General features: G+C 54.0%; 9 protein-coding genes. 3 read left to right on the forward strand and 6 right to left on the reverse strand.

The features are described 5' to 3' along the window. Positions 1–91: 91 nt before the first annotated feature. On the reverse strand, positions 92–796 hold the full coding sequence (locus BQ7382_RS06535; protein ID WP_159437250.1) for a B3/B4 domain-containing protein: 705 nt from the start codon (positions 794–796) through the stop codon (positions 92–94). Between the two features lie 21 nt (positions 797–817). Continuing rightward, complete coding sequence (gene surE / locus BQ7382_RS06540) at positions 818–2,203, reverse strand: 5'/3'-nucleotidase SurE (RefSeq protein ID WP_077391323.1); 1,386 nt, start codon at positions 2,201–2,203, stop codon at positions 818–820. 148 nt (positions 2,204–2,351) lie between these two features. Here surE and BQ7382_RS06545 point away from each other — a divergent pair, with 148 nt between their 5' ends. Continuing rightward, entirely contained in the window at positions 2,352–3,458 is a 1,107-nt protein-coding gene (locus tag BQ7382_RS06545; protein WP_077391324.1) for a biotin--[acetyl-CoA-carboxylase] ligase, read from the forward strand. Between the two features lie 43 nt (positions 3,459–3,501). On the opposite strand, the gene pdxR is transcribed toward BQ7382_RS06545, so the two are convergent. Together pdxR and BQ7382_RS06555 are read right to left on the reverse strand one after the other, a co-directional pair. Beyond that, positions 3,502–5,028 carry a MocR-like pyridoxine biosynthesis transcription factor PdxR gene (gene pdxR, locus BQ7382_RS06550; protein ID WP_077391325.1) on the reverse strand — a complete coding sequence of 509 codons (1,527 nt, stop codon included), beginning with the start codon at positions 5,026–5,028 and terminating at the stop codon, positions 3,502–3,504. Between the two features lie 23 nt (positions 5,029–5,051). Beyond that, positions 5,052–6,122: an FAD:protein FMN transferase gene (locus tag BQ7382_RS06555; protein ID WP_235847970.1), complete on the reverse strand. Its 1,071-nt coding sequence runs from the start codon at positions 6,120–6,122 to the stop codon at positions 5,052–5,054. A 35-nt stretch (positions 6,123–6,157) separates the two neighbouring features. On the opposite strand from BQ7382_RS06555, the gene BQ7382_RS06560 reads away from it, so the two are divergent. Further along, positions 6,158–6,541 carry a NusG domain II-containing protein gene (locus BQ7382_RS06560; protein WP_077391327.1) on the forward strand — a complete coding sequence of 128 codons (384 nt, stop codon included), beginning with the start codon at positions 6,158–6,160 and terminating at the stop codon, positions 6,539–6,541. Next, positions 6,525–7,085, forward strand: coding sequence for a Gx transporter family protein (locus BQ7382_RS06565; protein WP_077391328.1), 561 nt, complete (start codon positions 6,525–6,527; stop codon positions 7,083–7,085). Before BQ7382_RS06560 ends, BQ7382_RS06565 begins: the two co-directional genes overlap by 17 nt. 126 nt (positions 7,086–7,211) lie before the next feature. Here the strand turns inward: BQ7382_RS06565 and BQ7382_RS06570 are convergent, their stop codons facing one another. Both BQ7382_RS06570 and BQ7382_RS06575 read right to left on the reverse strand, forming a co-directional pair. Continuing rightward, the gene (locus tag BQ7382_RS06570; protein ID WP_077391329.1) at positions 7,212–23,417 is read right to left on the reverse strand and encodes a YDG domain-containing protein; all 16,206 of its coding nucleotides are present in this window, start codon (positions 23,415–23,417) and stop codon (positions 7,212–7,214) included. A 316-nt stretch (positions 23,418–23,733) separates the two neighbouring features. Next, positions 23,734–24,933 (reverse strand): pyridoxal phosphate-dependent aminotransferase, encoded by a 1,200-nt coding sequence (locus BQ7382_RS06575; RefSeq protein WP_077391330.1) that lies wholly within the window; start codon positions 24,931–24,933, stop codon positions 23,734–23,736. Positions 24,934–25,059 lie beyond the last annotated feature (126 nt).

Below are 25,059 nucleotides of genomic sequence, written 5' to 3' on the forward strand. Positions count from 1 at the left end.
ATTATATACATACACGAACGTATTTAAAAAGATTTCCAACAAAAATGCAGCTGCCCGCCACGAACAGCTGCGGAAATACGGAACTATGTTATCACAGCTGTGTCTCAAATTCCATATTTTCTTTATTGATAAGTCCTTCTTTTATTTTTCCGCCCAGGTATTTTCTGCACAGCCCGGCCAGTTCTTCCCTGCAGGCCAGGATGCTGTCCAGATTGCTCTCGAACCCGTCGATGATGAAGAGTACGTGGCTCGTGTCCTCCGTGATCTTCCCCTCATCGCCCTGGCGCCACGTCCACCTTCTGGTCCTCACGTGGCTGCCCGTGACGTAAACGACCTCGCCCTCAGGGACAGGTTCTCTCTCCTCCGCACCGAACGGCAGGAACGTGTCCCCTTCCACGGCAGGTCTCACACCGAAATCTCCGAGCATGGTGTCCAGGTCGTGGGCTCCGATCGGGATGATGTACTTATAGGAAAGTGCATTTCCTATGTCCACGATCTTGTTGATGGAGTGCATCCCCTGCCCCTTTGCGACTCTGGTCATCAGCGCCTCCGCGGCGCACATGTACCTGTTCGGGTTTATTCCTATGGCCTTGAACGCCTCTCTGTACGGCTGCAGTTCCGGCTCGTTCTTTACCTTCTTTCCTTCGAAGTGCTCTGCGCAGGCCTTGATGGACGAATCCAGAAGTTCCAGTATCTCCTGGCTCTCTCCCTTGTTGTCTCCGCCCTCCACGCTAACGAGGCCGAACTGGGCATCAGGTATCATCTTGAAAACATCTTCAGAAACGTAGAATCTCATCTTATCCTCCATTTTCCTCTTTTACCTGAATATCTGATCGAAGGCATCGCATCCCATCCTGCCGGTGATGCGCCCTGTCTCTGCGGCCCAAGCCTGGCTGGTGGTTATCTCGCAGCCTCTGTCTCGAAGCAGCTCGATGGCGGCTTCGTGATCCTGCTTAGACCTGGACGAACAGCAGTCCCTCAGGATGGTCACCTTGATCCCCCTGTCCAGGAGATCCATAGCGGCGGCGGCGACCTCCACATGAGTCTCTCCTCCCGCGAGGACCACCCTTTTTTCAGATGAGGCAGCCATCTTTTCCTTGAGGTCCGGAGTGTCCAGAAGGCTGAACCCTATGCGGTCCACCGTTTCATACCCGTCAAGCGACCTGGTTATACCGGGGTCTATCACGTCTCCCCTCCGGTAGAACGGAGTGCTGAGCACCGTATAAACTCCCAGTCGCCCGAGAGCCCTGCTGAGCGCGATCAGATTTTCCTTGAGCTTCTCTCCCCTCCACATGTCATAAAGAACAGTATCGACAGGGTCTATAATGAAGCACAGAACCTTCCCGCCATCTCTGCGCATTATGCGGATGAGAGCATCCCGGTCCGTGAGATCCACGGACATCGGAGTTATCACCGCATACCCGTCCTGCAGAGCGGCCAGATCGTTGTTCTGACCCGAGCCTGAGTGATCCTGATGGATACCCTGATATCTGTAGACGGTGCCTTTTTTCTCGCCTGTGCCCGGTGTGCCGGGAAGCCCGCCAGTGAGCCGACCCCCGGCAGAGCTTTCCGCGCCGTCCGGCGCCTTTTCCTCATGGATCTCTTCCTGCGGATCCCGCGGCTTTTCCTCCAACCTGTCGTCGAAGGTCCTCGGCCCCATCGGAAGTATTTTCGTTCCCTTGACCTTCCATATCGGCAGATCAGGCGCGTTTACGTTCAGCACGGTCCCGCTTCCCAGCTCCGAAGAGATCTCCATGAGTTCCGGGATCATGTCGCATATATACTGGAAATCGGTGGGATCCCAGCTGTCCACCGAGAGCGCTATGCTCCGGATCCCGGACATCCCGCCCTCTACGGCGGCGCCCACCGTCCCGGAGTAATGGATGTCCGTGCCTGCGTTGGACCCCTTGTTGATCCCCGCGAACAGGATGTCCGGCCTCTTCCCGGCGTCCTCCAGCATCTGGATCCCGAACTTGGCACAGTCCGCGGGAGTCCCGCTGACCGCCCAGGCCTTTTCCGCGTTCTTGAAGGAGATCTCCCTCGCCGTTATATCCCCGAAAAGTGTCACCGACTGGGCCGTGGCACTTCGCTCACCGTCCGGGGCGCACACGTACACTTCACCCCTCGGTGACAGGGTGCGCACCAGCACCCGCAGCCCCTCGGATTCGATCCCATCATCATTGACTACTAGAAATCTAGGCATGTTTATTCCTTTTCTGACAAAAAATTTCAAGCATTTTGTACAGTTTACCACATGTCCTTTTTCGACTCCACACTTTGGAAACAGACTTGCCTTTCATTTTGAGATACAATAGGCATATGATCGTAAGGCGATAACAGGAGGTCCACTGATGAGTGATATAAATGCAAAGTCCGATGATATGAGAGGTGTTTCCACCCGCGACGGTGTCCTGAGGCTTCTCGGCGGTCCCAGGGAAAAAGAGATCTCCGGCGAGGAGCTGGCTCTTCGCCTCGGCGTATCCAGAAACGCCGTCTGGAAGGCTGTTAAAGCCTTGCAAGCGCAGGGTTACAACATTCAGAGCCTGCGAGGCAGAGGCTACCGCCTGGTGGAAGACTCAAACATCCTCTCCCGTGCACTGGTCGAGAGACGGCTGGACGAATGGTCCGGGAACGATCCTGCCGTTAAGGGTATCCTCCCCCGCATCATCGTCCTGGACACCGTGGATTCCACGAACAACTACTGCAAGGCGCTGCCCGAAACGGATCTTCCGGTGGTGGTGGCCTCCGACGAGCAGACCGCAGGCCGCGGCCGCCGCGGGAAAAGTTTTTCCTCTCCAAAGGGATACGGCCTGTATTTCTCCTTCGCCTTCCGCCCCGAGTTCTCCATGGAGGATTCCATGAATGTGACGGCAGTGGCCGCGTCGGTGGCCAGGCAGGTACTGGCCGACTTGAGCGGAAAACCCGTGGAGATCAAGTGGGTGAACGACCTGTATCTTCACGGGAAAAAGATCGCCGGCATCCTCACCGAGGGTGTCGCAGGCCTTGAGGAACAGGGCTTCGAGCGCATCGTTGTCGGCATAGGCATAAACTGCTTCAGCCACCCGCTGCCGCCGGAGCTCCGGGACATCGCCGGGGCACTATTTGACGACGACCCCGCCGACACCGCCCACGATGCTGACCGCGCGAACGGCCCAAGCCGTCCTGAAGGCGAATCATCTTTTGCGAGAAACGACCTTCTCGCCAGGCTCTCCCTGGAGCTCACCCGCGCCTTCTGCGGCAGGGATAATCTTGACGCCCGGCGGTGGATGGACGACTACAGGGAGCACTGCTTCATCACCGGCCGTGAAGTGCTGGTGGAGGCCGCGGGCCGCCAGCCCTACAGCGCGCTCGTCACGGGCGTGGACGACGACTTCGCCCTGGTGGTGGAGCCTCTCGAAGGGGCGGACGCGGGCACAGAAAAACACCTGACCAGCGGCCAGGTGTCACTGAAGCTGTGATCCTTTATCTCATTGTGAATCGAAGCCGTATCTTTCAAAGGCCTTACATCTCCGTCTCCGCCTTTATCTCCTCGTCGTCCCTGCGCAGGCCGTAGCTCTTTTTTTCCTCTGCCTCCCTGAGGCGCTCCTGCTCGGCCCTGAGCTCCGCCTGCCTGATCCGGGTCTCCTCCCTCTCTATGTTCTTCACGAACTGTGCCACCAGCATCTTGAGCAGGCTGTTGGACACTCTGTAGAAATAGAAGGTCACCGCCTTGATCTCGTCTGTGCACAGGTCGTCCACGGGCTGCATAAGAAGGCCGGTCCGTCTTGCTATCTGGCAGATGTGCTCCGGTGACAGGGTACTGTGGATCTTCAGCAGAACCGCCAGGCCGGACCTGGAGTTGACCGGCTCCACCTTGCCGCTGCCCGCCTTTTCGAACTCCCGCATGGTGGTCTCAAGCTTGCCGGCGTAGAGATTCCTGCACTTCTTGATGTTCTTCTGGTAAAACCCGTCCTCCATGTACAGCGCCAGGCAGATTTGCTCTGCCTTGGAGCACGTCTGGCTGTATCTGCCGCTGAACTTGTGAAATATCTCCATCATGTTCTCCGGCAGGACCATGTAGCTGATCTTGATCGCCTCGAACAGCGTGGACGAGAAGGACCCAAGGTAGATGACCCTGTCCTCGTGGTCCAGACCCTGGAGCGCCGGGATAGGCTTTCCGAAATACCGGAGCTCGCTGTCGTAGTCGTCCTCAAGGACGTAGCTGTCGTTTTCCTTTGCCCAGTTCAGGAGCGCATATCTCCTGGCCACCGGCATCACTGCCCCCGTCGGGAACTGGTTGTTCGGGTTCACGTAGGCGATGCTCCTCATGTTGACAGGGAGCTTTTCCAGCACGATGCCGTTATCGTCCACCGGGATGTTCAGGACCGTAAATCCGTGTTCTTTGAATATCTCCCGCACCGGTCCGTATCCCGGGCTCTCGGCCGCGACGTTTGCTATCTCCATCTCCCGCAGTATCCTGCAAAGGTGTCCGGTGAGCTGCTGTGAGCCCGCGCCTATCACCACCTGATCCGGGGAGCACTTCACGCCCCTGCTCTGGAAAAGGTATTTCGCGATCTCGTACCTCAGCGCCGGCTCGCCCTGAACGTCTCCGGCTATGCGCAGGAGATGGGAGTATTCGTTGAAGACGCGGTGCATGCACTTTTTCCACCTGGAAAAGCCGAAGCTCTCCTCGTCGTACAGAAGCGGTATCTCGTTCCCTATGTGGGCGCCCTCCGGCGGGAGTAGCTGCTCCAGTGTCACGCCGCCGGTGTCCGGTCCGTTCTCGGATGCCTCGATGGCTACCGCGTTGCTGACGTAGTAGCCGGACTTCGGCATGCTCTTCACGTATCCCTCCAGGCGGAGCTGATTGTAAGCCGCCCCGACGGTGGAGACGCTCACCCTGTTCTCCTCTGCGAATCTCCTGAGAGAAGGCAGCCTGCTTCCGGCTTCGATACGCCCCGTGACGATGTTTTCCTTGAGCTGGGAATATATCTGCTCGTACAGGCTGTCCTCCGCTGTGTTGTCCAAATTCAGAATTATGCTCTTCATATATGTCCTCTGTCTGTCTTAGTCTATTTCTCAGCCTGGAATCTGGCGTCCTTCGTCGTCACTATCTTGCCGTTCGACTTGCAGAACACCGCCTCGGTGTCGTCCAGGCTGTTCACCAGCTCCTTGCCCTTGTCCGTGCCGTATATCAGGCAGATGGTGCTGAGGGCGTCTATGTCCATGGACATGCCCCTCGTGGACATGAGCGTTACCGAATCGAGATCCGTATCCACCGGATATCCCGTGGTCGAGCTCAGGATGTGGTGGTATACCTTTCCCTTGTACTTAAACTGGCGCTCGTAGACTCCGGATGTGACCACCGTGCCGCTCGATATCTGCGTCTTGCCGATGACCTCGCTCCTGTCGCTGTACGGCTTTTCGATGCCGATGACGAAGTCGCTCCCGTCCGGCTTGCTCCCGATGGTGACGATGTTTCCACCAAGGTTGATCACCGCAGATGTGACGCCGGCCTCCTGGAGGGTGTCCGCCACCTGATCGGCGATGTACCCCTTGGCGATGCCGCCCAGGTCGATCTTGGCCTTCGGGTCCAGAAGCCTTACATAATTACCGTTTATCTGGATGTTCTTGTAGTTGACGTGGGTCAGCGCCTCGTCTATCTTCGACTGCTCCGGTGGCTTCGGGTGCTCCGCGTGGTAGTCCCACAGGTCGGCCACCGTGCCGATGGTGATGTCGAAGGCCCCGTTGGAAAGGTCTCCATATTTTATGCCGCCCTTGATGACGGTCAGGGCGTCGTCTCCTACCTGGGTCCACTGGCCGCCGCTGTTGTTTATCCTGCTGATGTCGCTGGCGTCCACGGTGTTGCTGAGCTCCTTGTCGAGCTCCCGGCACCTGTCGTAACCCTTGTCAATGGCCGCCTTCGCCTTCTTTTCCTTCAGGCCGCCCTTCATGTCGTAAACGCTGATCTTGCACACCGTGTCCAGGTAGTAGCCCTCCTGCTCCACGGGCTGGACCTCGTCAGACTTACTTGAACTGGTGCAGGCCGTCTGTGTTATAATGAGCGGCAGCAGTGCCAGGACGGCGACTGCCTTGATGAAACGTCTCCTTGAAAAAGATGGGATCATTGATCTCCTTTCCATATAAATAAAATATAAATCCAGAGAAACTATCGAATATGAGAATTATCAAGCAATTTTTCACGAAGGCCGACCTGATCCTCATGGCCGCGATAATAGTGGTGGGGATCAGCGCCTCCCTCCTGCTTGCCACCAGCAAGGACTCCGGCAGCACGGTGGAGATAAAACTCGACGGAAAGGTCTGGGGGACCTACTCCCTGTCCCACGACCGGGAGATAACCATCCGCGACGGCAAGGACAGGAACGTGGTGAAGATCTACCACGGCTCTGTATCCATGAAGTCGGCCAACTGCCGCAACCAGGTGTGCGTCGAGCACAGCCCGATCTCCAGATCGGGAGAGACCATCGTGTGCCTGCCCCACAAGGTTGTGGTCACCATAAAAGGCGGAGGAGGTGATGAATACGATGCCATCTCGAACTAGGAAAACCGGGAAGGAAAATTCCCGTCCGGGAAGCCCCTACTCGAGGGGCCGCAGCCGGTACGTCGCCACGGTGGCTCTCATGGCCGCCCTCGCCCTGATCTTTTCGTACGTGGAAGTAATTATACCATACAATGCGGGGATCCCGGGCGTGAAACTCGGCATTGCAAATATCGTCACGGTCATTGCGCTGTACAAGCTCTCGGCAAAGCACGCCGCCGCTGTCAACGCGATCCGCATCGCCGTGGCGGGCCTGCTTTTCAACGGGCTCTTCGGCGCCCTGTACGCTTTCGCCGGAGCGACATTGAGCTTCATCGTCATGGTGCTCCTGAAAAAGACAGGAAAATTCAGCGTCACCGGCGTCAGTATGGCGGGCGGCGTCTTCCACAACATGGGACAGCTGATCATCGCGTCGCTCCTCGTCGAGGACCTGCGGATGTTCTTCTACTTCCCGGTGCTCCTGTTTTCAGGGATGCTTGCCGGTATCGCGGTCGGCATAACTGCGGCGCTTATCATTCCGAGGCTGCCGGACGTAAAGGCCAACTGATACTGAAACAGATTTCTGAACACACAAAATCTCCCGGCTGCGGGGACGATACCTACCGTCTCGTCCTCACAGCGCGGGAGTCTTTATTTTCCGGAAGATCTTATGGGCGATCGATCCCCGGGTCTGCTATTCGCCTTCTCTTTTTCTTCTGTATCTCGTCTCTGCCCCGGCAACTCCTGCTGCCCCGGCGGAAGAAGCTGCCAGAAGGAATATCCACAGAGCCAGCGAGCCCTGATCTCCGGTCTTAGGTCCTCCGGATCTGCCTCCGGATCCGCCCACGGCACTCAAGCCGGCCGTGCCGGAAGGTCTTTCCACTGCCCTGTCCTCGTATGTTATCACGTACTCCGAGAACTTGTCCGTTTCAAAGGTGAGGGTCTGGTTTTCAGCATCGTACACCACTGGTATGTTCTGCACGGAACCTTCGTGGTATCTGATCAGCTCGAAACTCCTGCGGATATTTCCGCTCCTGTTTATCAGGTCCTCTGGGATGCTGATCGTTATCGAGACCGGAGAATCCGTGGAGGTGATCCTGGTCGTATCTTTCTGGCTGTTCAGTTTCTTGAACATGCTCACGTCAACATATTTTCCGGACTTCATTCCCATGGATCCCGCCTTCTCGTCAAGAGCCGCCTTTGTTTCAGGACTGATGGTGGAATCGATGCCGGTCACCTCGAGCCAGATGTTCATCTCGTCACCGTCGGCCACGGATGACAGGTCTTCTGCATCAGCAGCGACCTCTACCACTCCAGCCTTTGAAGTGTTCATCACGGTGGCAGGAGCCGAAGGAGCCACGTTTACATCGACGTTGATCTTTCCGAGATCATCTACTCGCTCATTCCCGGCCAGGATGACCCACGTCTTTTTTACAGACCCCTTGAAGTTGCCTGTTCCTGTTATGGTCATCACGTGGGCGCCCGGTTCTGAAGCGGTGTTTCCCTCGACATCGAATGTGGCATTCAGTCCCTGGATCACCACGCTCTTCACTGCCTGAGTCTGTACCTCTCCGTTATCCTTGAGAACATGTCCAAGAGTAACGGCTGCTCCGGAGATGTCTTTTCTGTGGATCGTTCCTGTCGTGGTATCTCCCGGATACAGGATCCTGTAGTTTCGGAGCTCTGTCCCTGTTTCTCCAGGCCTTACCGCGATGCCGCTCCTGTCCACCTGCACCGTCTTGTCTTTTCCTGCATCCGGAGTGGTGAACCTTCCTGAGAGTCCGGACAGAGTCAAGGTCTCTCCCTTAATTCCGGTCTCCACAGAAGCGTGGACAACAGCTTTCTCATTTCCATCGTAGGTCTTGCCATCACAGCTGTAGGCGGCCGTGATCTCCTTCGGGTCGATCTCTCCTGTGCTGATCTCTCCAGGATATTTGATAATGTAGTTTGCCAGATCTGTTCCACTGCTTCCTTTAGCCGCAGCATTGCTGCTGTCGACCTGGACCTTCTTGTCTGTACCAGCGTTCTTGTCATCGAATGTTCCAGTTAATCCGCTTACGCTGATGGTCTGGCCTTCAACACCAGTCTCAATGGAACCATGGAGAGCAGCCTTCCGGTTCCCGTCATAGGTCTTGCTGTCTGCCTTGACCTGTACGGTGACCGCTCTTCTTGAAATGGTGAACTGCTTTTCCCCACTTGCGGCAAGATGATCGCTGTCTTCGTTCCTGGTAGCTACCACGACATACTTGCCTGCAGTAACAGGAGCACCATCCAGTTTTGTTCTGTTCCCATTCTCTGCCAGACGGTAGTAGGTCAGCGAAGCGGAATCGCCATCTGTTTTCTCATGAGGATACCTGACCTCGTAAGCAGGCGCCTCTACAGCTTTTCCGTTGTAGACACCCGATGGGTCTCCGGTTATCTCCACTATAGGCTGCGCCTTCACCACCTTCAGTGTGAAGGATGTGGTGGAAGGCAGCTGATTGTCTGAGAAAGCAGTCCTGCTTCCATCCTCTCCCGTCTGATCGTCTGTACGGATGGTCCCGGAGACTCCCATAGGATCATAGGTCACTTCTGCTTTGTGATCCCCTGCAGCCAGGTCCTTCAGATATCCGTTAAGCAGTTCAATGTCGGCTTTCCTGCCATCAGCATCATAAGTCACCCTGTAGTCTTCTGGCCTCAGTGGTTTTCCATCAACGGAAATATCTCTGATGGTATTTCCGTTTGCATCGACCACGGCCTCTGCATCATCCGGGGATGTTCTGGTAAATGTGATCTCTCTTGTATCCTGAGATCCGTCGGTATACATGACCAGCCCCTCGGAGCTGAGGTAAGTTACATGACCTGCCTTGTCTTCCAGTCGGGCGTACACGACGGCCTTCTCGTTTGGCGCCAGGGATACCGTGCTCCCCTCAGTCCACTTATCGCTTGCGAGAACGGACGGGTCGATCTGACCTTCAGTCTTGTAATACTTTGTGGATGCCATTCCGCTGATATCGTCGGCCGACGTTATCTGAGCCTGAACAGTATCCTTGAAGAACAGGCCGAAGGTGATGTGCTCGAGCAGCGATCTGAAGGTGCTGTTCTTGATCTTGATCGATCCCGTAGCCGAAGTCTTGTCCACGTTCACTCCGGTTATGGATGATCGGAGCTCCGGGTCATAGGCAACACTGATCTTTTCAGTTTTTGCTCCGTCCTCATCCCTCCTGAGATAATAGCTTATCGGATCTTCACCCTCACTGGTGATGGTAATGGACCCAGAATATGCGCCATCCTGTTCTCTTGAAATGGAGTAACCTTCTGGAGCCGTTACGTCCACGTCGCTGACGAACCATACGTTGTTTCCCCTGGTGCCCGATATCCTTGCCATGAGGTCTCCGGCAGGCATTGGAGAGATCGAATAGCTTCCTCCTGTAAGCGTAACGTCGTAGTTCTGAGCGGTCTTTCCGTCCCTGTCATAGTCGAGGACCACACCATAAGCCCCTGACGACGTGCCGCTTCCAATGGTGACGGCCTTTCCATTTCCATCTCTTGCCGTCTCGACTATCCCGAGAGCCTTTTCATCTTCCAGAGAAGCGATCTTGTACTTTCCCGAATCTGTATAGGTCAGTGTGCCGACCGGATCCCCGTTTCTGTCTCTGCTGCTGCCGTAGTAGGCCACCTTGTCGTCTGCTTTGATCGTTACAGGTCTCCTGGTCACCGATATCATTATGAACGGAGTGCTCGTCACACTTCCAGCCGTCGTCATCTCGCAGGTATAGTATCCGCTTTCGCTGACATTTCTGACATTTAATGTCTTATCGACGGCACCTTCCAGCTTCTTCCCGTTCCTGTACCACTGATACGCAGTCTCGCCGTCTTTTCCGCCTTCTGCGGTGAGAACGGCTCCATCGCGGTCGTACATCTGGGTATAGCTGGTCCCTGCTGCATCAGAAGTTCCACTTCCGGATACTGTGATCCTGCCTCCCGTGCGGAACACGTCTGAAACGGCCTCGTTGCTGTTGTCGCAGTTTGCGGTCTCTTTTTCCGTGACCGCACTCACTTTGAACCTGTACTCTCCGCCGCCCTGAACGTCCTCCAGGATATCGAGCGATGTGTTGCTGGTCTCCGGATAGGTCTTGATGTCAGTCCATTCTCCGGAAGCAGCATCCTTTTTCTGCAGCACTACCCTGTACAGGATATCGGTCTCACCTGCGCTGTCGCCATTTCCGCCGTTTTCCTTTACAGGCGGGACTGCGTTCCATGATATTCTTCCATAGTTTGCTCTGTTTTCTTCGTCTGTCCCCATGGACTTCAAGCCGGAAGGAACGGCAAGCTTGCCCTTTTTGATGGTGAAGGTCTCCCAGACGGTCGTGATCTCGTCGTAATCTCCGGTTTCACCAATGATGGCACGGATATCGTATTGTCCTGCATCCTTTGGTATCTCAGTGGTGGCGGCGCTTCCCGCGTCACCGTGCTTCCTGAACTGGAAGGTGACCGCAGGGTCCTCACGCAGCTCCGTGATGTTCTTTTCGGCGGAAGGAACAATTCTTTTCTCACCGTAGACCCATCCGGAATAATCTCTGATCTCCGGCGCATAGCTCCCCTTCTGGATATTGATGGTCACTCCCTTCTCGCGGCCGGTGGATACTTTCACGGACTGTCCATTATCTTTCCTGATCGCAGTTACCGTGACCCCTACGTGATACCTGTTCACAGCGTACTTCATGTTCTCCGGGAACGTATACTGATCGCTGTCTGTACCAACTGCCTGCCCTATGACCTTATCGTAGAGGGTCCAGGAATAATGATATGTATAATCCTTGTATTCCTCTGTGTGGACAGGGGTCACCGTGATCACAGGAGAAACGTCATAGCCGTATTTTATGTCGTAGATGTTGTCTCCCGTCTTGCTTCCGTTCTCGACCGACAGTGTCACACCAGCCTCTGCCGGGACTGCCTTCAGGACCAGTGTGATAGTGCACTTGTTCTGGTCCATGTCAGGGCTCATGGAAAAGGCCGACTGGTATTCCCTGCCACTGCGGCTCTTCTCCGGCTGATCCCCGTTGACCACGGAAACCGCATCACTGCTGCAGGTGACTGAATCGATCTGGTATCCTGTGCCGTTCTTCAGATCAGCCTTCAGCTCGATGTCCTTCTGTCCAGGGAGGACCACCTTGGAATGAGCGCCTCCTACAGAGATGTTTTCACCTTTCCCTGCAGCGGTAACGGAGTCATCGGCAAATGCGAACGTCACCTCCGCTGCGTGGAGCGTATCCGAAATGCCCTCGGCGCTATCCATAACATTGGTAGGATTCCTGTTTCCCTTCTCCGACGCGATGGCCTTTACCTTTACAGTATATGATCCGGCCTCTGTCATCTCGTCCGTGTAATTATAGGAAAGTGTATCGGCGGAGACCTTGTGCTCCGACCCGTCCACGAGAGTGCCGTCTCTGTACAGAGCTATCTCATAGCTTTCAGGTCCTATGCCGTGGATGCCATCCACCGCCTTCCAGGAGATCCTTCCCGCGTTCTCGTTTCCTCCGGAGTACGATCCGGATCCTTTTACATCCCATACAGGCTGCGGAGCCGCAAGCTGGTTCTTCTCAACGAACAGTGAGCCATTGGAGTAGGTCACATCGTAGTTCTCCACATTCACATCCGTGCTGTGGAAGTTTGCCGGGATGACAGGGTATTTCGCCGTCATCGTCCCGCCTTCAGATGTGACGTTCTTGCCGGGATCGTAGTCCGGTGCATCCATATCAACGTTGCTGCTGCCGATCTTGCCGGCTTCACCGGAGACCAGACCTTCCACGGCGGCATTATTCTGATCGACTGGTGCGAATGATGCCGTGAACGCCGGTTTATCCTGTCCGAATTTTATGGTCTTGTCGTCTGCTGTTATCCTGAGCGGACGCCTGTTGATCGTGCTGGTAGTATCAAAAACGTTGGATGTAAGGTCGTAGCGGCTGCTGAGGTAGTCTCCCAGGGTCAGCCTGAGTTCCACATCCTTCGCTTTGGCCTTCCCGTTTGGATCCAGCTGCACATCCTTGCCGGTCTTGTATTTTCCTGTCACATCGATGGCGTTTTCGGCGGTAAGCCCTGTGCTGTCATCATTTGCATAGTCCACGTCCAGCTGCTGGAGCCCCTGATAATTCGTGGTGTTGAATTCAGGCAGGACGATCTGGTCACGATGTACTTCGTCCGTTCCATCGTAGACCCTGTCTGAGGTCTTTATCCCCTTCACCGTGAGGCTCAGCTTAGTGACCGTCAGAGTGCCGTCTGCAGAAGCAAAGTAGTAGTCGTCTGACTTGAAGTCCTTCATGGACATCGTTATTTTGTACTCACCTGCAGGCGAAGAGATCAGGTCGTCAGACGTCCGCCCGAGTCCGGATATCTCATACTCCGGCGTTCCTGAAAATGCCGATGCCGTATCGTCGTAGGCAAGCCCGCTGGTAGAATAAGTCACCTCACTGCCTGTATTGAACCGGGATCCGTAGCTGTAGGAGCCCTGTCTGGTCTCTGGCTTGAAAGTGAGCTTTTTCTTTTCCACCGTGAGCGTTCCCGGGTGATAGTGGATGTCGTAGTTATCGGACGTCAGTCCATCAGGGGTTATCTGATATTCTCCCGCACCCCTGCTGTCGCTCTTGCTGTTGTCGTAGCTGCAGTGGAATACCGGGGTCACGTTATCCGTACCGGCTCCTTTTACATCGCTACCGCTGAGGATGCTCTCCCCGTCGGCAAAGCCCGAATATTTCACCGTGAATTCCGGTGACTTCTCATCTCCATATGTGATGCTCTTGTCCTCGGCGGTCACATCGAGATCTCTCTTTGTGATGGAGCAATCTGAAAGAGTGAACTGTCCGTCCTTTTCCGGCAGCTGATAGTTGTCGGAATCTATAGTACAGTTCGAGACCGTCACCGTTTTTTTATCCCCGGCATCCTTGCTGTCGTAGGAGGCATCCCAGGACTTGAGCACCAATGTGTCTCCATTGGCGAGGTTTCCGAAGGTGTAATTGTCGTCTGTAATGACCGCTCCCCTTCTTCCGTCATAGGTCTTTGTGACGCTGCCTCTTCCCGAGATCGTAACAGTCCGCCTGTCCACCGTGAGGATACCGCTGTCATCTGCCTGGAAAGCATAATTCTCTGCAGACAGTCCTGACACATCCGGCACGATGTTGTATTCCCCTGCACCGGTACTACCGCTGTATGCCTGAGCCTGATCTGCCGATGCTCCTTTTTTCACCACCTTGAAGGCTATGCCGTCTCTTCCCTGGACGGTCCCCTCGTCCTCTCCGTCTGCGAATCCCGAGAAGACGGCTTTGAAGTCCTTGTCCGGTGCAGCATTTCCATAAGTGGAGCTGTCGTCCTCAGCCTTTACAGTAACGATCCTCTTCGTGATATCTGCGGTCGCTTCGCTCTGGCTCTGGTCGCTGAGAGCGTAGTTCTCAGGATCTGTCCCGTCTGCGCCCGTGATGGCTCCCTGTTCGAAGGTGATCTTTACAGGGATGTTCTCACCGGCAGAAGTCTGCTGGAATTCTCCGTGGACCTTCGAAGGATCGAGGCTCAGCTTCTCTCCTTCTGCGGCTCCTTCTATCACTGCACCTGACAGATCCAGCTCCGCCTTGCTGTTTCCGTCATACACCTTGTTTTCCGCCTTGATGCCGGACACGGTCACCTGTTTTTTCCCGATCGTCAGTGTGCCTGTCCCTTCAGTGATGTCATAATTGGAGGTGACTGAAGCGCCGCTGCCGTCCAGGATCCTCGTGTTCTTTCCGGAGAGAGTGTACTTGCCGGCGGCAGTGTAACTCCTGTCATCGTCACATGTAAAATGATGGCCCTGAGCCAGAGGAGTCGCCTCATCGACCGTGAATTTCGTCAGCGTGTGCGGCTTTCCATCATATTCTAAGGTCTCGTCCGAAGGCCTGACGGTGACCGGCCGCTTCTTGATCTGGAACGGCTTGCTCCCGTTATCGATAGAATAGTTGTCCAGGTTTACGTCCTTGTCATCTGAGTTCTTCAGGACGATATTCGCAGCTGCCGAATAGCTGCCCGCGTTTATCTGACCTCCCTGGATCTTCAATGCCAGGGCATCTCCCTGAGGGATCCTGTCCTGATCTTCTATGGCGGCAGCAGGGATCTTCTCCGTTCCGTCATAGACCAGATCGTCTGCCCCGGTCCACTTGAGCGTTATCACATATGGCCGTATGCTGGCAGGCATTGAAATGGAATACGAATCACTGAAGACATAGTTGTTGTCGTACTTGTAATCTCCGGAGCCGTCCTTGTACATTAGCTTGATGTCAGAAAGCGTTACGCTGCTGGCTGTATCCACATCGGGATGATCAAATGACGCCCTGCAGTCTATGATGTGAGCCGTGCCTGTTTCTGCCGGCAGTATCCCGTTGATCTTGTAGCTTCCACCCTGTGCAAGATTTCCAAGCTGGGTGCTGCTGTCTGACGCACTGCCGCTGACCTCTGCAGAACCATCATATGTTTTTTCAAAGGTCGTATCGGTCTCACCAAGGGTAAGCTGTACCGGGTGGATGTTTACTGTCGCGCTTCCACTGGTATCTCCGTAATTGCTGTTCTTGCTTCTGATGTAATAGTAAACAGTGTACGGCTGCCTCTTCCCGTCCACCACGTTCACATCTGTGTACTCAGGGATGGTCGTGCTCCCCGAAGTGTAATCGTCCTTCGTCAGCTCCTTGTCAGAATAATAAATCTGATACATTGACGGGTCTTTTACATTGGTCACCTTGATGTTTGCCGAATGAGGAAGGCCGTCGTAGTCGCCGTCATAATTCTTTACAGACGCCTCCGTCGTTATCTCTGCAGGGCTTACTGTGACATCGTGCTCTCCAGAAGTGACCGTTGCCTGTTTTCCGTTATCATAGCGAGTCACGGTGACTGCACAGGTGTATTTGTATACCCCTGCGTCTTTTCCCGTCTCCACCCTGTAGTTGGCAGAGTCGGCCCCTTCGATTGCCTGGCCGTTGCAATACCACTGATAGGCCGAGACCTTGTTCGCACTGTCTGTTCCGTCAGGGAAGGTCACCTCTGCCTTCAGCACGTTTGCGGTGTCGTCTCCATATCCATAGGAAAGGATGCTGATGCCGTTGATGGTGACCGAAGGTGTTGCGGCCTCCCTCGCCTTCATCACAGCAATGTAGTCGCCGGACTCTGCCGCTGTCCATCTGATGGACTTATCTGCCGACATAGGTGTGACTCCTGAAATGTCGTCCTTCAGCGTGTGTCCAAGGTCCTCCTGAGGATCGTAGTCCTGCAGCACGTCTGCCGCCTTGTACCATCCGGCGAAGTCATACCCTTCGGCAGGATCTGCGGCCAGTGATACAGCCTCGCCGTAATAGTGCGCTCCTGCACCGGATACCGATCCTTCTTTCCCAGTGTACTGGCTGTTGCTTACTGCAATGCCCGCCCTTATCTGTATGTTGCGGATGAGCTGGTAGTAGCAGCTGAGGTCCATTCCGTATTCTGCCGTCACCTTATCATCGGCGGATGTCATTGTCCTGAAGTTGCTGCCGCTTTCCATCACCGCCTGGGAGAACGTATATCCGTCACAGGACTGGATGTGGTCTCTCAGGGATATCTCATCCTCAGACTTCGGCTGTAACTTCTCCACAGCGCCGATCCTGTTTACCGATCTCAGGGTATATGGGTCCTGCAGGCTGCCCGGATCGTAGAACACCGTGAGATCTCCCGTTGAGGATGATCCGGCGGAGAGGGCGATGACCTGGCCTGAGGAATTCTTGTACTCTTTTCCCTCTATCGTCTTTCCATCTACGCTTATCTGATGAGGGGTCCCATCCATGGCTGCCAGCTCTCTGACTTTTTCTTCCTGATAGGATCCGTCTACTCCCTGGTAGTAATGGAATATCTGCTGTGGGAAAGATACCGGCGTCCACTGTGCCACCGCCCTGATATCCTCGTCAGGCATGGTGAGCACTGCCGCAGCGTCTGTTGTCGTCAGAATCTTCCCGGCCTCGCTGTCATCCAGCAGTGTCCACTGCTCTTCTCCCTGAGAGTCTGCAATTTTGTGATAGAGTTTCCAGCCGCCAAAAGCATACCCGTCTCTGGAAGGTTTACTCAGTTTGAGCTCCTGCCCGAAAACGGTCTCCTTCGTTTCATCCGCGGTCTTGTTCTGCCGCTGTATCTCCAGCTGGTGCTGGTCTCTTGCGTAATAGCTCCTGAGCTCCGCACCCTGACCGGTAAGATAACTGCTGGTGCTGTTGGCGGAATTGGACTTGTCGAACCTGAATCCCGCCTGACTGAACGCATCCGTGTCCATGGACAGTGTCTCATAGGACCTGGAATACACAGGGAGCATCTTCATCACTAGCTGCCCTTTATAGTAGTATTCCTTTTCTTTGACCGTCTTTGTCACGTTTCCGGTATCTGTGGCGACCGTCTGCTCAACGTCTTTGGTCTTTTCGGTGATGTCGCTTCCAAATGCGGTGAGGTCTTTTTCCGTGATGTAATCGTAGGACGTGCCGTTCTGCACCACCGGAGCGCTCAGCTGATAATATGCGTACTCTTTATTTTCGTATATCTGATGCTCGTGATTTCCGTACAGCGTGGTGGTCTGCTGAATGGTAAAAGGCGCCTCCGCCCTCTCGGTCAGTCCTGCATCCTTATACCAGTTCGTGGTGTATCCCGTATCGTTCCGCTCAAGGTGCGGACAGCCGATCTCCTTCACGGTGTCTCCCGGGGAATACGGATGCTGATAGCATGTGGCTCCGCCATAGGAATACAGCAGGTAGACAGGGTCCTTATAATACAGGATCACGGTAAGATCATCGCTGTCCCCGTACGTTGTCGACAGACCGTAGCTCCTGCTCCACACGGCAAGGCGGCCTGCCGCGCTGTCCATGTCGCTGCTGTGCCCGCCGGTCTCCCCCTGAGCCTTATGCTGATCCACGAAATCTTTTACCACCTGATAACCCGGCGCATCCTCAGGGAACGAATACGTCACCGCGTGTCCGCGGAAAAACCTGTTTTCCGGATCCGCCACGTAAAGCCAGCTGTCTCCTCCGTCAGAGGACTTCTGGAGATAGCATGTGTACCCGTTGATGGTCACCTTCTGAAAGCCGTCCTTCAGGTTGCTTTCAGATGTGTCATATACGTATTTGTTGTTTCCTGTGATGGAATTCGCCAGCCCCGGATAGGCCGAAAAATCCCCGTCCGCCGAGAACGTCACGTTCTTGTAAAAGTAGGCGTCACTTGCCACACGCACGCGGTAATCCGTGCCACCGTAGCTGTATGTGAGCGGCAGGTCGCTCGCAGCGCTGTGCCCGGTGACATTGGAGGTCTTCAGCTTCACGTTGAGGTAATACATTTTCGGAGGCTCGTTTTTCACGTAGTATACGTTTATCACGTTTCCTCTGTTTCCGGTGATCACCTTCTGATCCGACTTCAGGCTGTCCACCGTGTTGTATTCGTACGCGCTGCTGTGCTCCTGGTCGTCCAGGACATAATAGCTGTTGTATGACGCAACATAGCCGTTTTCTCTGAAGTTGTAGCCCTTCATGGAATCATCCTTGAATTCAGCAGAGTAATTCTCGCTGCTGAAGGCAGGCGTTCCGTTGAAATACGCCAGCGCCTCAGGATCGTACTTGTGGTTCGATCCCCACTTGACTTCCTTCGTAACTGTCGCCAGCGCCTTCCCGTCAGGATGATCGCTGTTCTTGTAGTAGTAATTGATGGTCACAGGCATCTTCTTGCGCTGAAAATAGATCTTCAGCGTGTTGTCCGATGACGATCCATCGGCGGTCAGCTTCGTGCTCAGCTTATTGCCGGAATTGTCTGCATCCATCTGATAATATGTGAAATACGGGATGAATTTAGAAAATCCCTCGCTGCTGTCGTTATAATCCACGGTCGAACTGCTGTCAGGACCCACAGATACCGTCTGCCCCTCTGAGCCGTAGTACTGGAACGTGGACGCCTTTGTGAAGGAAGGTACCGAGCTGTCGGAATCGTCCTCAAGGTACACCTCCACATTGTAGGGGATCTTGTAATCAGTGGAATACCGCTTGGTCACAGTCACGTCGCCGGCAGGCATGGACGAGGCGGCAGAGCCGGTGCTCCATCCGGTGTAATCAAGCAGGGCTGCTCCGCTGCTGGCCTTGTCTCCCCACTGGCTCTTGTTGTATCCCGAATAGTACTCAGGATCTATGGCAGCTCCAAAAGGTATCTTCCAGTTGTTCTCATAAAGGGTGGTGTCCTTGTCCGAGCTGTTTTCAAGCACCTGAAGTCTGAGGTCATAGGTGTTCCTGCTGTAGTAGCAGTTGATCACCATCTGATCTCCCGTCTTCGCTGAAGCGATCGCTGATACAGAATCCTTGAGATCTGACGGCTTTGAAGCGCCCGCCGGTCCTCCGTAGGAAACAGAATACCCCTGGAATGTAAATCCTTTTATCGCCCTTGCGTCCCCGCTGGAAAGATCCACCTCCTGGCCGTGCTTACATGTGTTAATCACGGTGAGAGCATCATCTAAACTGTACTGATCCGACACCTTTGCAGTCTCGCCGGTGCCGTCTCCGTCCTTCAGATCCTGCTTGTAGTACACCACCTTGTAGGTAGTCTCCTTTGGTGCGAACGAACCCACAGCCGTGATGTCCCTTGCAGGCATGGTGGAATCACTGCCATCCCCGGTGTCGGAAAGGATCCATCCGTTGAAGGAATACCCGTCCTCCGATGGTTTTGTGCTTTCAGAAAATGCCTGTGAGATGTCATCACCGTAATACTTCGTCACCACATCCTTTATCTTGTAGTCCGACTGTCCTGCCGGCTTGTATTTATAGGTGATCTGGTACTTGTTACGGGCGTAGTAAACGTTCAGCACGTCGCCGTTCTCATGAAGGGTGATCTTCTGCGCCGCGCCGTTGTTGTCACTTGCGATGGAAAAGCCTTCTTTTCGCAGGCTGATGGCGGAGTCGTCATATTTGACCGTGGTGTTCGCCAGGGCGGAATAAGTCTTTTCCTCCGCAGGCTCCGACGGGTATTTTCCGTCTGTTCCCATCTCGTAGTACTTCACCGTATACTGGAAGATCTCGTTGGTCCACTGGGCCGTCAGCGTATCGTCGCTGTTTCCGCTGTAGGCTCCTCCGTCAGTATAGATCCCTGTCGTTCCCTTCCAGTTCTGGAACGCGTATCCGTCCTTCGTAAAACTGTTTGCTGGCAGGTTCACCGTGGAGTTTTCGCTCTTCAGGATCGTGATCGCATCCCCGCTTCCTTCTCCGGGCTCAAGCGTTACTTTATATACGCTGAGAGCCTTTGAACTCACCACGTTCCCGCTGCTGTCTTTAACATAGAGATAATATGTGCCCTTTTCAGTGACGTCTGAATATCCTTCATATGATGTCGCCTGGTTCGGGACCGTCTGCCAGCCCTCGTCATCGGCAGATGGCTTCTCCGATGACCTGGTTATCATCCACCCTGAGAGTCCGATCACATCTGAGGCAGTGAACTTGAGCCTTACGCTCTTGAGATCGGCGGAGTTTTCCGCGGAAAAAGAGCCTATCACAGGGTCGTCATCCGTGGACTCTGCCGTTACTGTGGTGTTTTTCCAGGACTGGTGCAGATCATTTGCCGTGATGATGGTGTCCGCCTTGGAGCTGTCCTTGATTGTGACTCCTCCATTCGGTGAGATGGCCCACTGTGCAAATGTGTATCCGTCTGAGACCTCACCATGGAGAGAAAGGCTCTCACCGGAGATCAGTATGGCATCCTGCTGATCCTGTCCTGCCACTGCCTTGCTCACTCCTGCCGATCCCTTGATGTGGAGTGTGGCGGTGTACACAGGCCCGATCTCGGACGACACGCTGCTTTTCCTGTAATTACCTTCGTTGTCTCCTCCTGAAGGGATGGTCTGGATCGTGAAGGTATATGACGCCCCCGGGTGATCTTTTGCATATGCCTTGATCAGTCCGGAAAAGTCATAGGACGTCCCCGTCGTCACTATATCGTCCTGGTTGATCTTTACTTTGTCTGCATCAGAGGACGCGCCGTCGCCCGATGGCTCCGATCCATATAGATCCAGCTTGTAAGATACTTCCAATCCGTCACGTGTGACACCGGTCCAGGAGGCTTTTCCTCCGTTCTCCCATTTAGCATTCGACGGTGCAGGAAGGACACGAGGCTCTATGGTCAGGTCCCCCAGATCCTCAGACACCTCGTAATTTGAGGCTGTTACTCCCTCCTTGAAGGCGTACTCACATGTGTTCTTCTCCGTTCCCGTGTTCTTGATGCTACCAGTCACCTTAACATACTGGAAACCGTCGCTTCCCACGAAATCTCCGGTAGTGGTGTATCCAAGGTCCTGATGCTGCCTGCCATCGAAGCTCCAGGTGTTCGACGCTGTATGGATCGTTATCTTCACCGGCGTGATCTTGAATTCCACCGGATCCGTGACCACCTCGCTGTAATTTGACGTCCCCTGGATCTTCCCGTAGACATCGTAGGTCCCTGCATTTTTCGGAGCGGTCTCTGAGTATGAGCTGTCAGGCTCTCCGGCCTTTTTATAGTAAAAGGTGACCTTGCCGCCACTCGCATTGCTGCTGAGCTGCGGATCGGGAGCCCCGTTCCGGTACTGGAGATCACTTACCAGCACTTCGGATTTGAAGCTGGCCTTGGTGATGTCAAAGGTAACTGTAGCACTTCCCGTGTAATTCCCCTTGAATGTCACGGTCGCCGATGGTGCCGGATCGTCTTTTCCGTTCACGGCCTTGTTGTTCTGATATGAGACTGTGTAATCGCTTCCCTGGGTCAGCTTTATGTCTCCGGCATCGACCGTCACATCCGGTGTCTTCTGATGATCTGGATCATAAGAATAGTCGTAGTGATCACTGTCAGGCAGCGAAAGAGAGACCTTATCTGAAAGGTCCATCGGATCGACCGTCAGAGTTCCAGTCTGATACTGTATCTTGTAGTCAGGGTCTGTCAGGCCGCTCACCTTTATCGTGTAATCTCCTGCCGGATCCCCCTGTTTGTAGCCGCACTCAAAGCTGACACCAGAGCCGTCCAGTTCATCTCCTTCTTCAAGACCCGTGTTTTCGCCTTCCGCAGGCTGCACCTCGTAAGTGTAATCAGGCGCGCCATCTTCGTATGTGATCTTCTTGTTTTCTGCCTTCACCACCAGAGGCTTCGGCTGGATCGTAACGTTGCAGTGAGTGCTCTCCCCGGACTCGCCGTTCTCCAGAGTTGCCTTCACGTAGTACTCTCCGGACTCCTCCACACCCTTTATGTGAAGAGTGCTGCCCGTAGCACCTTCAACAGCCTTTCCATCCTTGTACCACTGATACGTGACATTTCCGCTGTTTGCGGCTTTTACAGACAGATCCGTGCCCTTGCTCGTGTACTCCGCAGTCAGCGTCTTATCCAGATCTTGGGAAAATCTAACACTCTGCTTGTTCCACTTCAGATAAAATGTGTAACCATTCTCAGGATCTCCAGAAGTCAGAGATCCCGGCGCCTCCTCCGTCAGTTCCGGATCACTGTAGATCCCGGCAAAGTCGTAAGATGGCCTGCTGAAAGCACTCTCTTTTTTCAGAGGATAATCATCCCCCGCAAAAAGATCCGACACACTGGTCTTCTCGCCGTTTTCATATACGTTCTCGTATGTGACCTTCGTGACAGCGATGCTGTCCTTGCTTTTTGCGATGTTGCCGTCCGCGTCTTTCACGTAGAAATAATATTTCCCCGGTTCCTGCGGATCCAGGTGGAACGTCTGCGCATCCTTAGGAGCTGATGCGACCTCGGCCCAGTTGTCCACGTCGGCGGCGCTGCTCTTCCTGGAAAAAGAATATGCCGCTATGCCGCTGTCTCCGTCCGCTGCCTTCGCGGAGAGACGGTCGTAGTATTCCGAGTCATCGCTTTTCTTTGCAGGAGCGAAGGAACTGATCTCAGGCGCCTTCTTGTCCTTAGTCTGAGCCTGGATGGTCACCTTTGTCGCACCGCTGTAATTCAAAGGTATCGAAACCGTTGTCGATGAAGAACCGGCCTTCTCAAAATCGAGTCCCTGCCCTCCATCTGACCACTTCTCGAACTCGTAGTCATCCTTTACTGCGGCGCTTATCTCACGGCCCTTCTGTCCCGGCCACAGGAACACCTTTTCCGGGCCTCCGAAGGATGCACTCGTTATTCCGCTGTCTCCCTGTATCGTGGCCTCCACTACCTTGTACGGCTTACCTTCAGCTGGTTCAGAAGTCTGGTACAGGTCGGTGTTCTCCGGGATCGCAGTTACGGTGAATGTGTAGGATCCGGCGTTTTCAAGGGAATTCGAAATGTTCGCATATGAGGGAGACGTGCTTGTATATGTGGCTGCACTTGTTCCATCCCTGTACACGTTTATCCGATATTCCTTCACAGCGCTGCTGATATCGTCAGTGCTGTTCGTCTCGGAGTGTTTTACTCCGCTCCACACGAGGTCAGTCCTGTCCCCTGAGCTGCCGCTGACTACCGACCAGGCCGGATCCGCAGGTGCAGCGAGTTTTGCCTTTTCCACATTCAGCTTGCCGGATACTTCGGTGTTATTGTTGTCCTGATCTGTGATGTAGGCCTTCAGGTCGTATGTGCCGGGTGTCAGCTGAGAGCGTCCCTCGCCCAAAGGTTTGTACTGATCTTCTGACTCCTCTTCACCCTTATAGTAATAGGAGTAAGTATCTCCGTCCGAAGCATTGCCCCAGGTGAATTTCACCCTGTCTCCGTAATGGATGGTGTAGGTCCTGGAGTCTCCGGTCACGGTCCCCTTATCTCCGTTGACCATCAAAAAAGCCCCTGACGTGGCTGAAGTATCACTGCTTGTATCTCCCGCGAATACCCAGGCCAGATCTCCTGCGCCTGTCGTGAATACCATTGCCACCGCCAGAAGGGCACAAAACAACTTTTTCAACATCCTGTCCATTTCTCAGATCCCCTGTCCCCGAACCACTGCCGGCCCGAAGGAATGATGCTCAATATTTTGTCATTTGATCAGAGCTCTCTGTCCGCATTCGTGTTAACATAGCCTCTAAAGAGAACGGTATAACTTGTGCTTTTGTATCCTGTATACCTTTTCTGATTATACTCCTCCTTCATATAGTTTTCACAAAAACATTCAATTTGGCTTGAATAAATTCACAAACTTTAATTTATGCATGGCACCGAAGGGAACGAGAATAAGAAAAAACCGCCTGTCGTATCGACAGACGGCTTTATTGATCCTGATATTCGAATACTTACTAGCCGAAGTACTTCTTTCCCAGATTTGCGAAGGACTCTGCGGACCTCTGGATGGTCTCGTTCGCGATGCAGAAGGATGCTCTGACATATCCAGGACAAGCGAATGCACTTCCTGGTACGATGAGGATCCTCTCGTCCTTTGCGGCCTGAACGAACTCCTTCTCGTCCTCAACAGGGGACTTGATCCACAGATAGAATGCACCCTGAGGTACGATAGCTGTGAATCCGGCCTTTGTAACGATGTCGTACAGGTCCTTGGCGTTCTTCTCGTAGTAAGGGATGTCGACTCTTGCATCCATGCATCTCTCTACTACCAGCTGCATGATTCCAGGTGCGTTGGTATCTCCGCATACACGGTTTGCTACGATGGCAGCCTGTACGAACTCGTCTGCACCCTCAGCCTTGGAAGGAACGGCAACGTATCCGATCCTCTCTCCAGGGAGGGACAGGGACTTGGACCAGGAGTAAGCCATGATGGTGTCGTCGTAGTAGTCAGGAATGAAAGGAACTTCCTTGTCTACGTATACCAGCTCTCTGTATGGCTCGTCTGACAGGATGTAGATCGTGTGTCCGTACTCCTTCTCGGCCTCCTTCAGGACCTCTGCGATCCTCTTGATGGTCTCTGCGGAGTAGATAGCACCTGTAGGGTTGTTAGGGTTGTTGATGATGACCAGCTTTACCTCAGGTGTGAGGGCAGCCTTCAGAGCCTCAGGGTCAGGCTCGAATCCGTTAGCCTCGTTCGGAGGAACCACGATGGTGTCTGCAAGATAGTTTCTTGCCCAGTTAGCGTACTCTACGAAGTAAGGAGCGAAAACGATCTGCTTGTCACCAGGGTCGAACACGGTCTTCATGATGTCGTTGATGGCAGAGCCGGCACCTACTGTCATGATGATGTGCTCCCATGAGTAGATCTCCTTGCCCTTTCCGAATCTCCTGTTCAGGTTGTCAGCAACAGCCTTTCTTGTGGACTCGTATCCGGCATTTGCCATATATCCGTGTACTACATGTGGATCCATCTCGTTGTTGATGTACTCGATGGCATCGTGAACTTCCTTCGGTGGGTGGAGTCCAGGGTTACCTACAGAGAAGTCATACACGTTCTCCTCACCGTAGACCTTTGCCATCTTCTTACCTTCCTCGAACATAGCTCTGATTACAGAGCTTCCTGCCAGGAAAGGCTTCATGCTCTTTGCGATCATTAGTCTTCTACCTCCTGTAAAACCAGTTAGCCTTTTAGGTTCCCGGGTATCTCTGCCCCAGGCAAGAGAATTATATCACAATGCTATCGATGTAACAACACAGCAACACCGCTCCTGAGGTCACTC

The sequence above is a fragment of the Mobilibacterium timonense genome (assembly GCF_900155555.1).
GTDB classification, from domain to species: Bacteria; Bacillota; Clostridia; order Peptostreptococcales; family Anaerovoracaceae; genus Allobaileyella; species Allobaileyella timonense.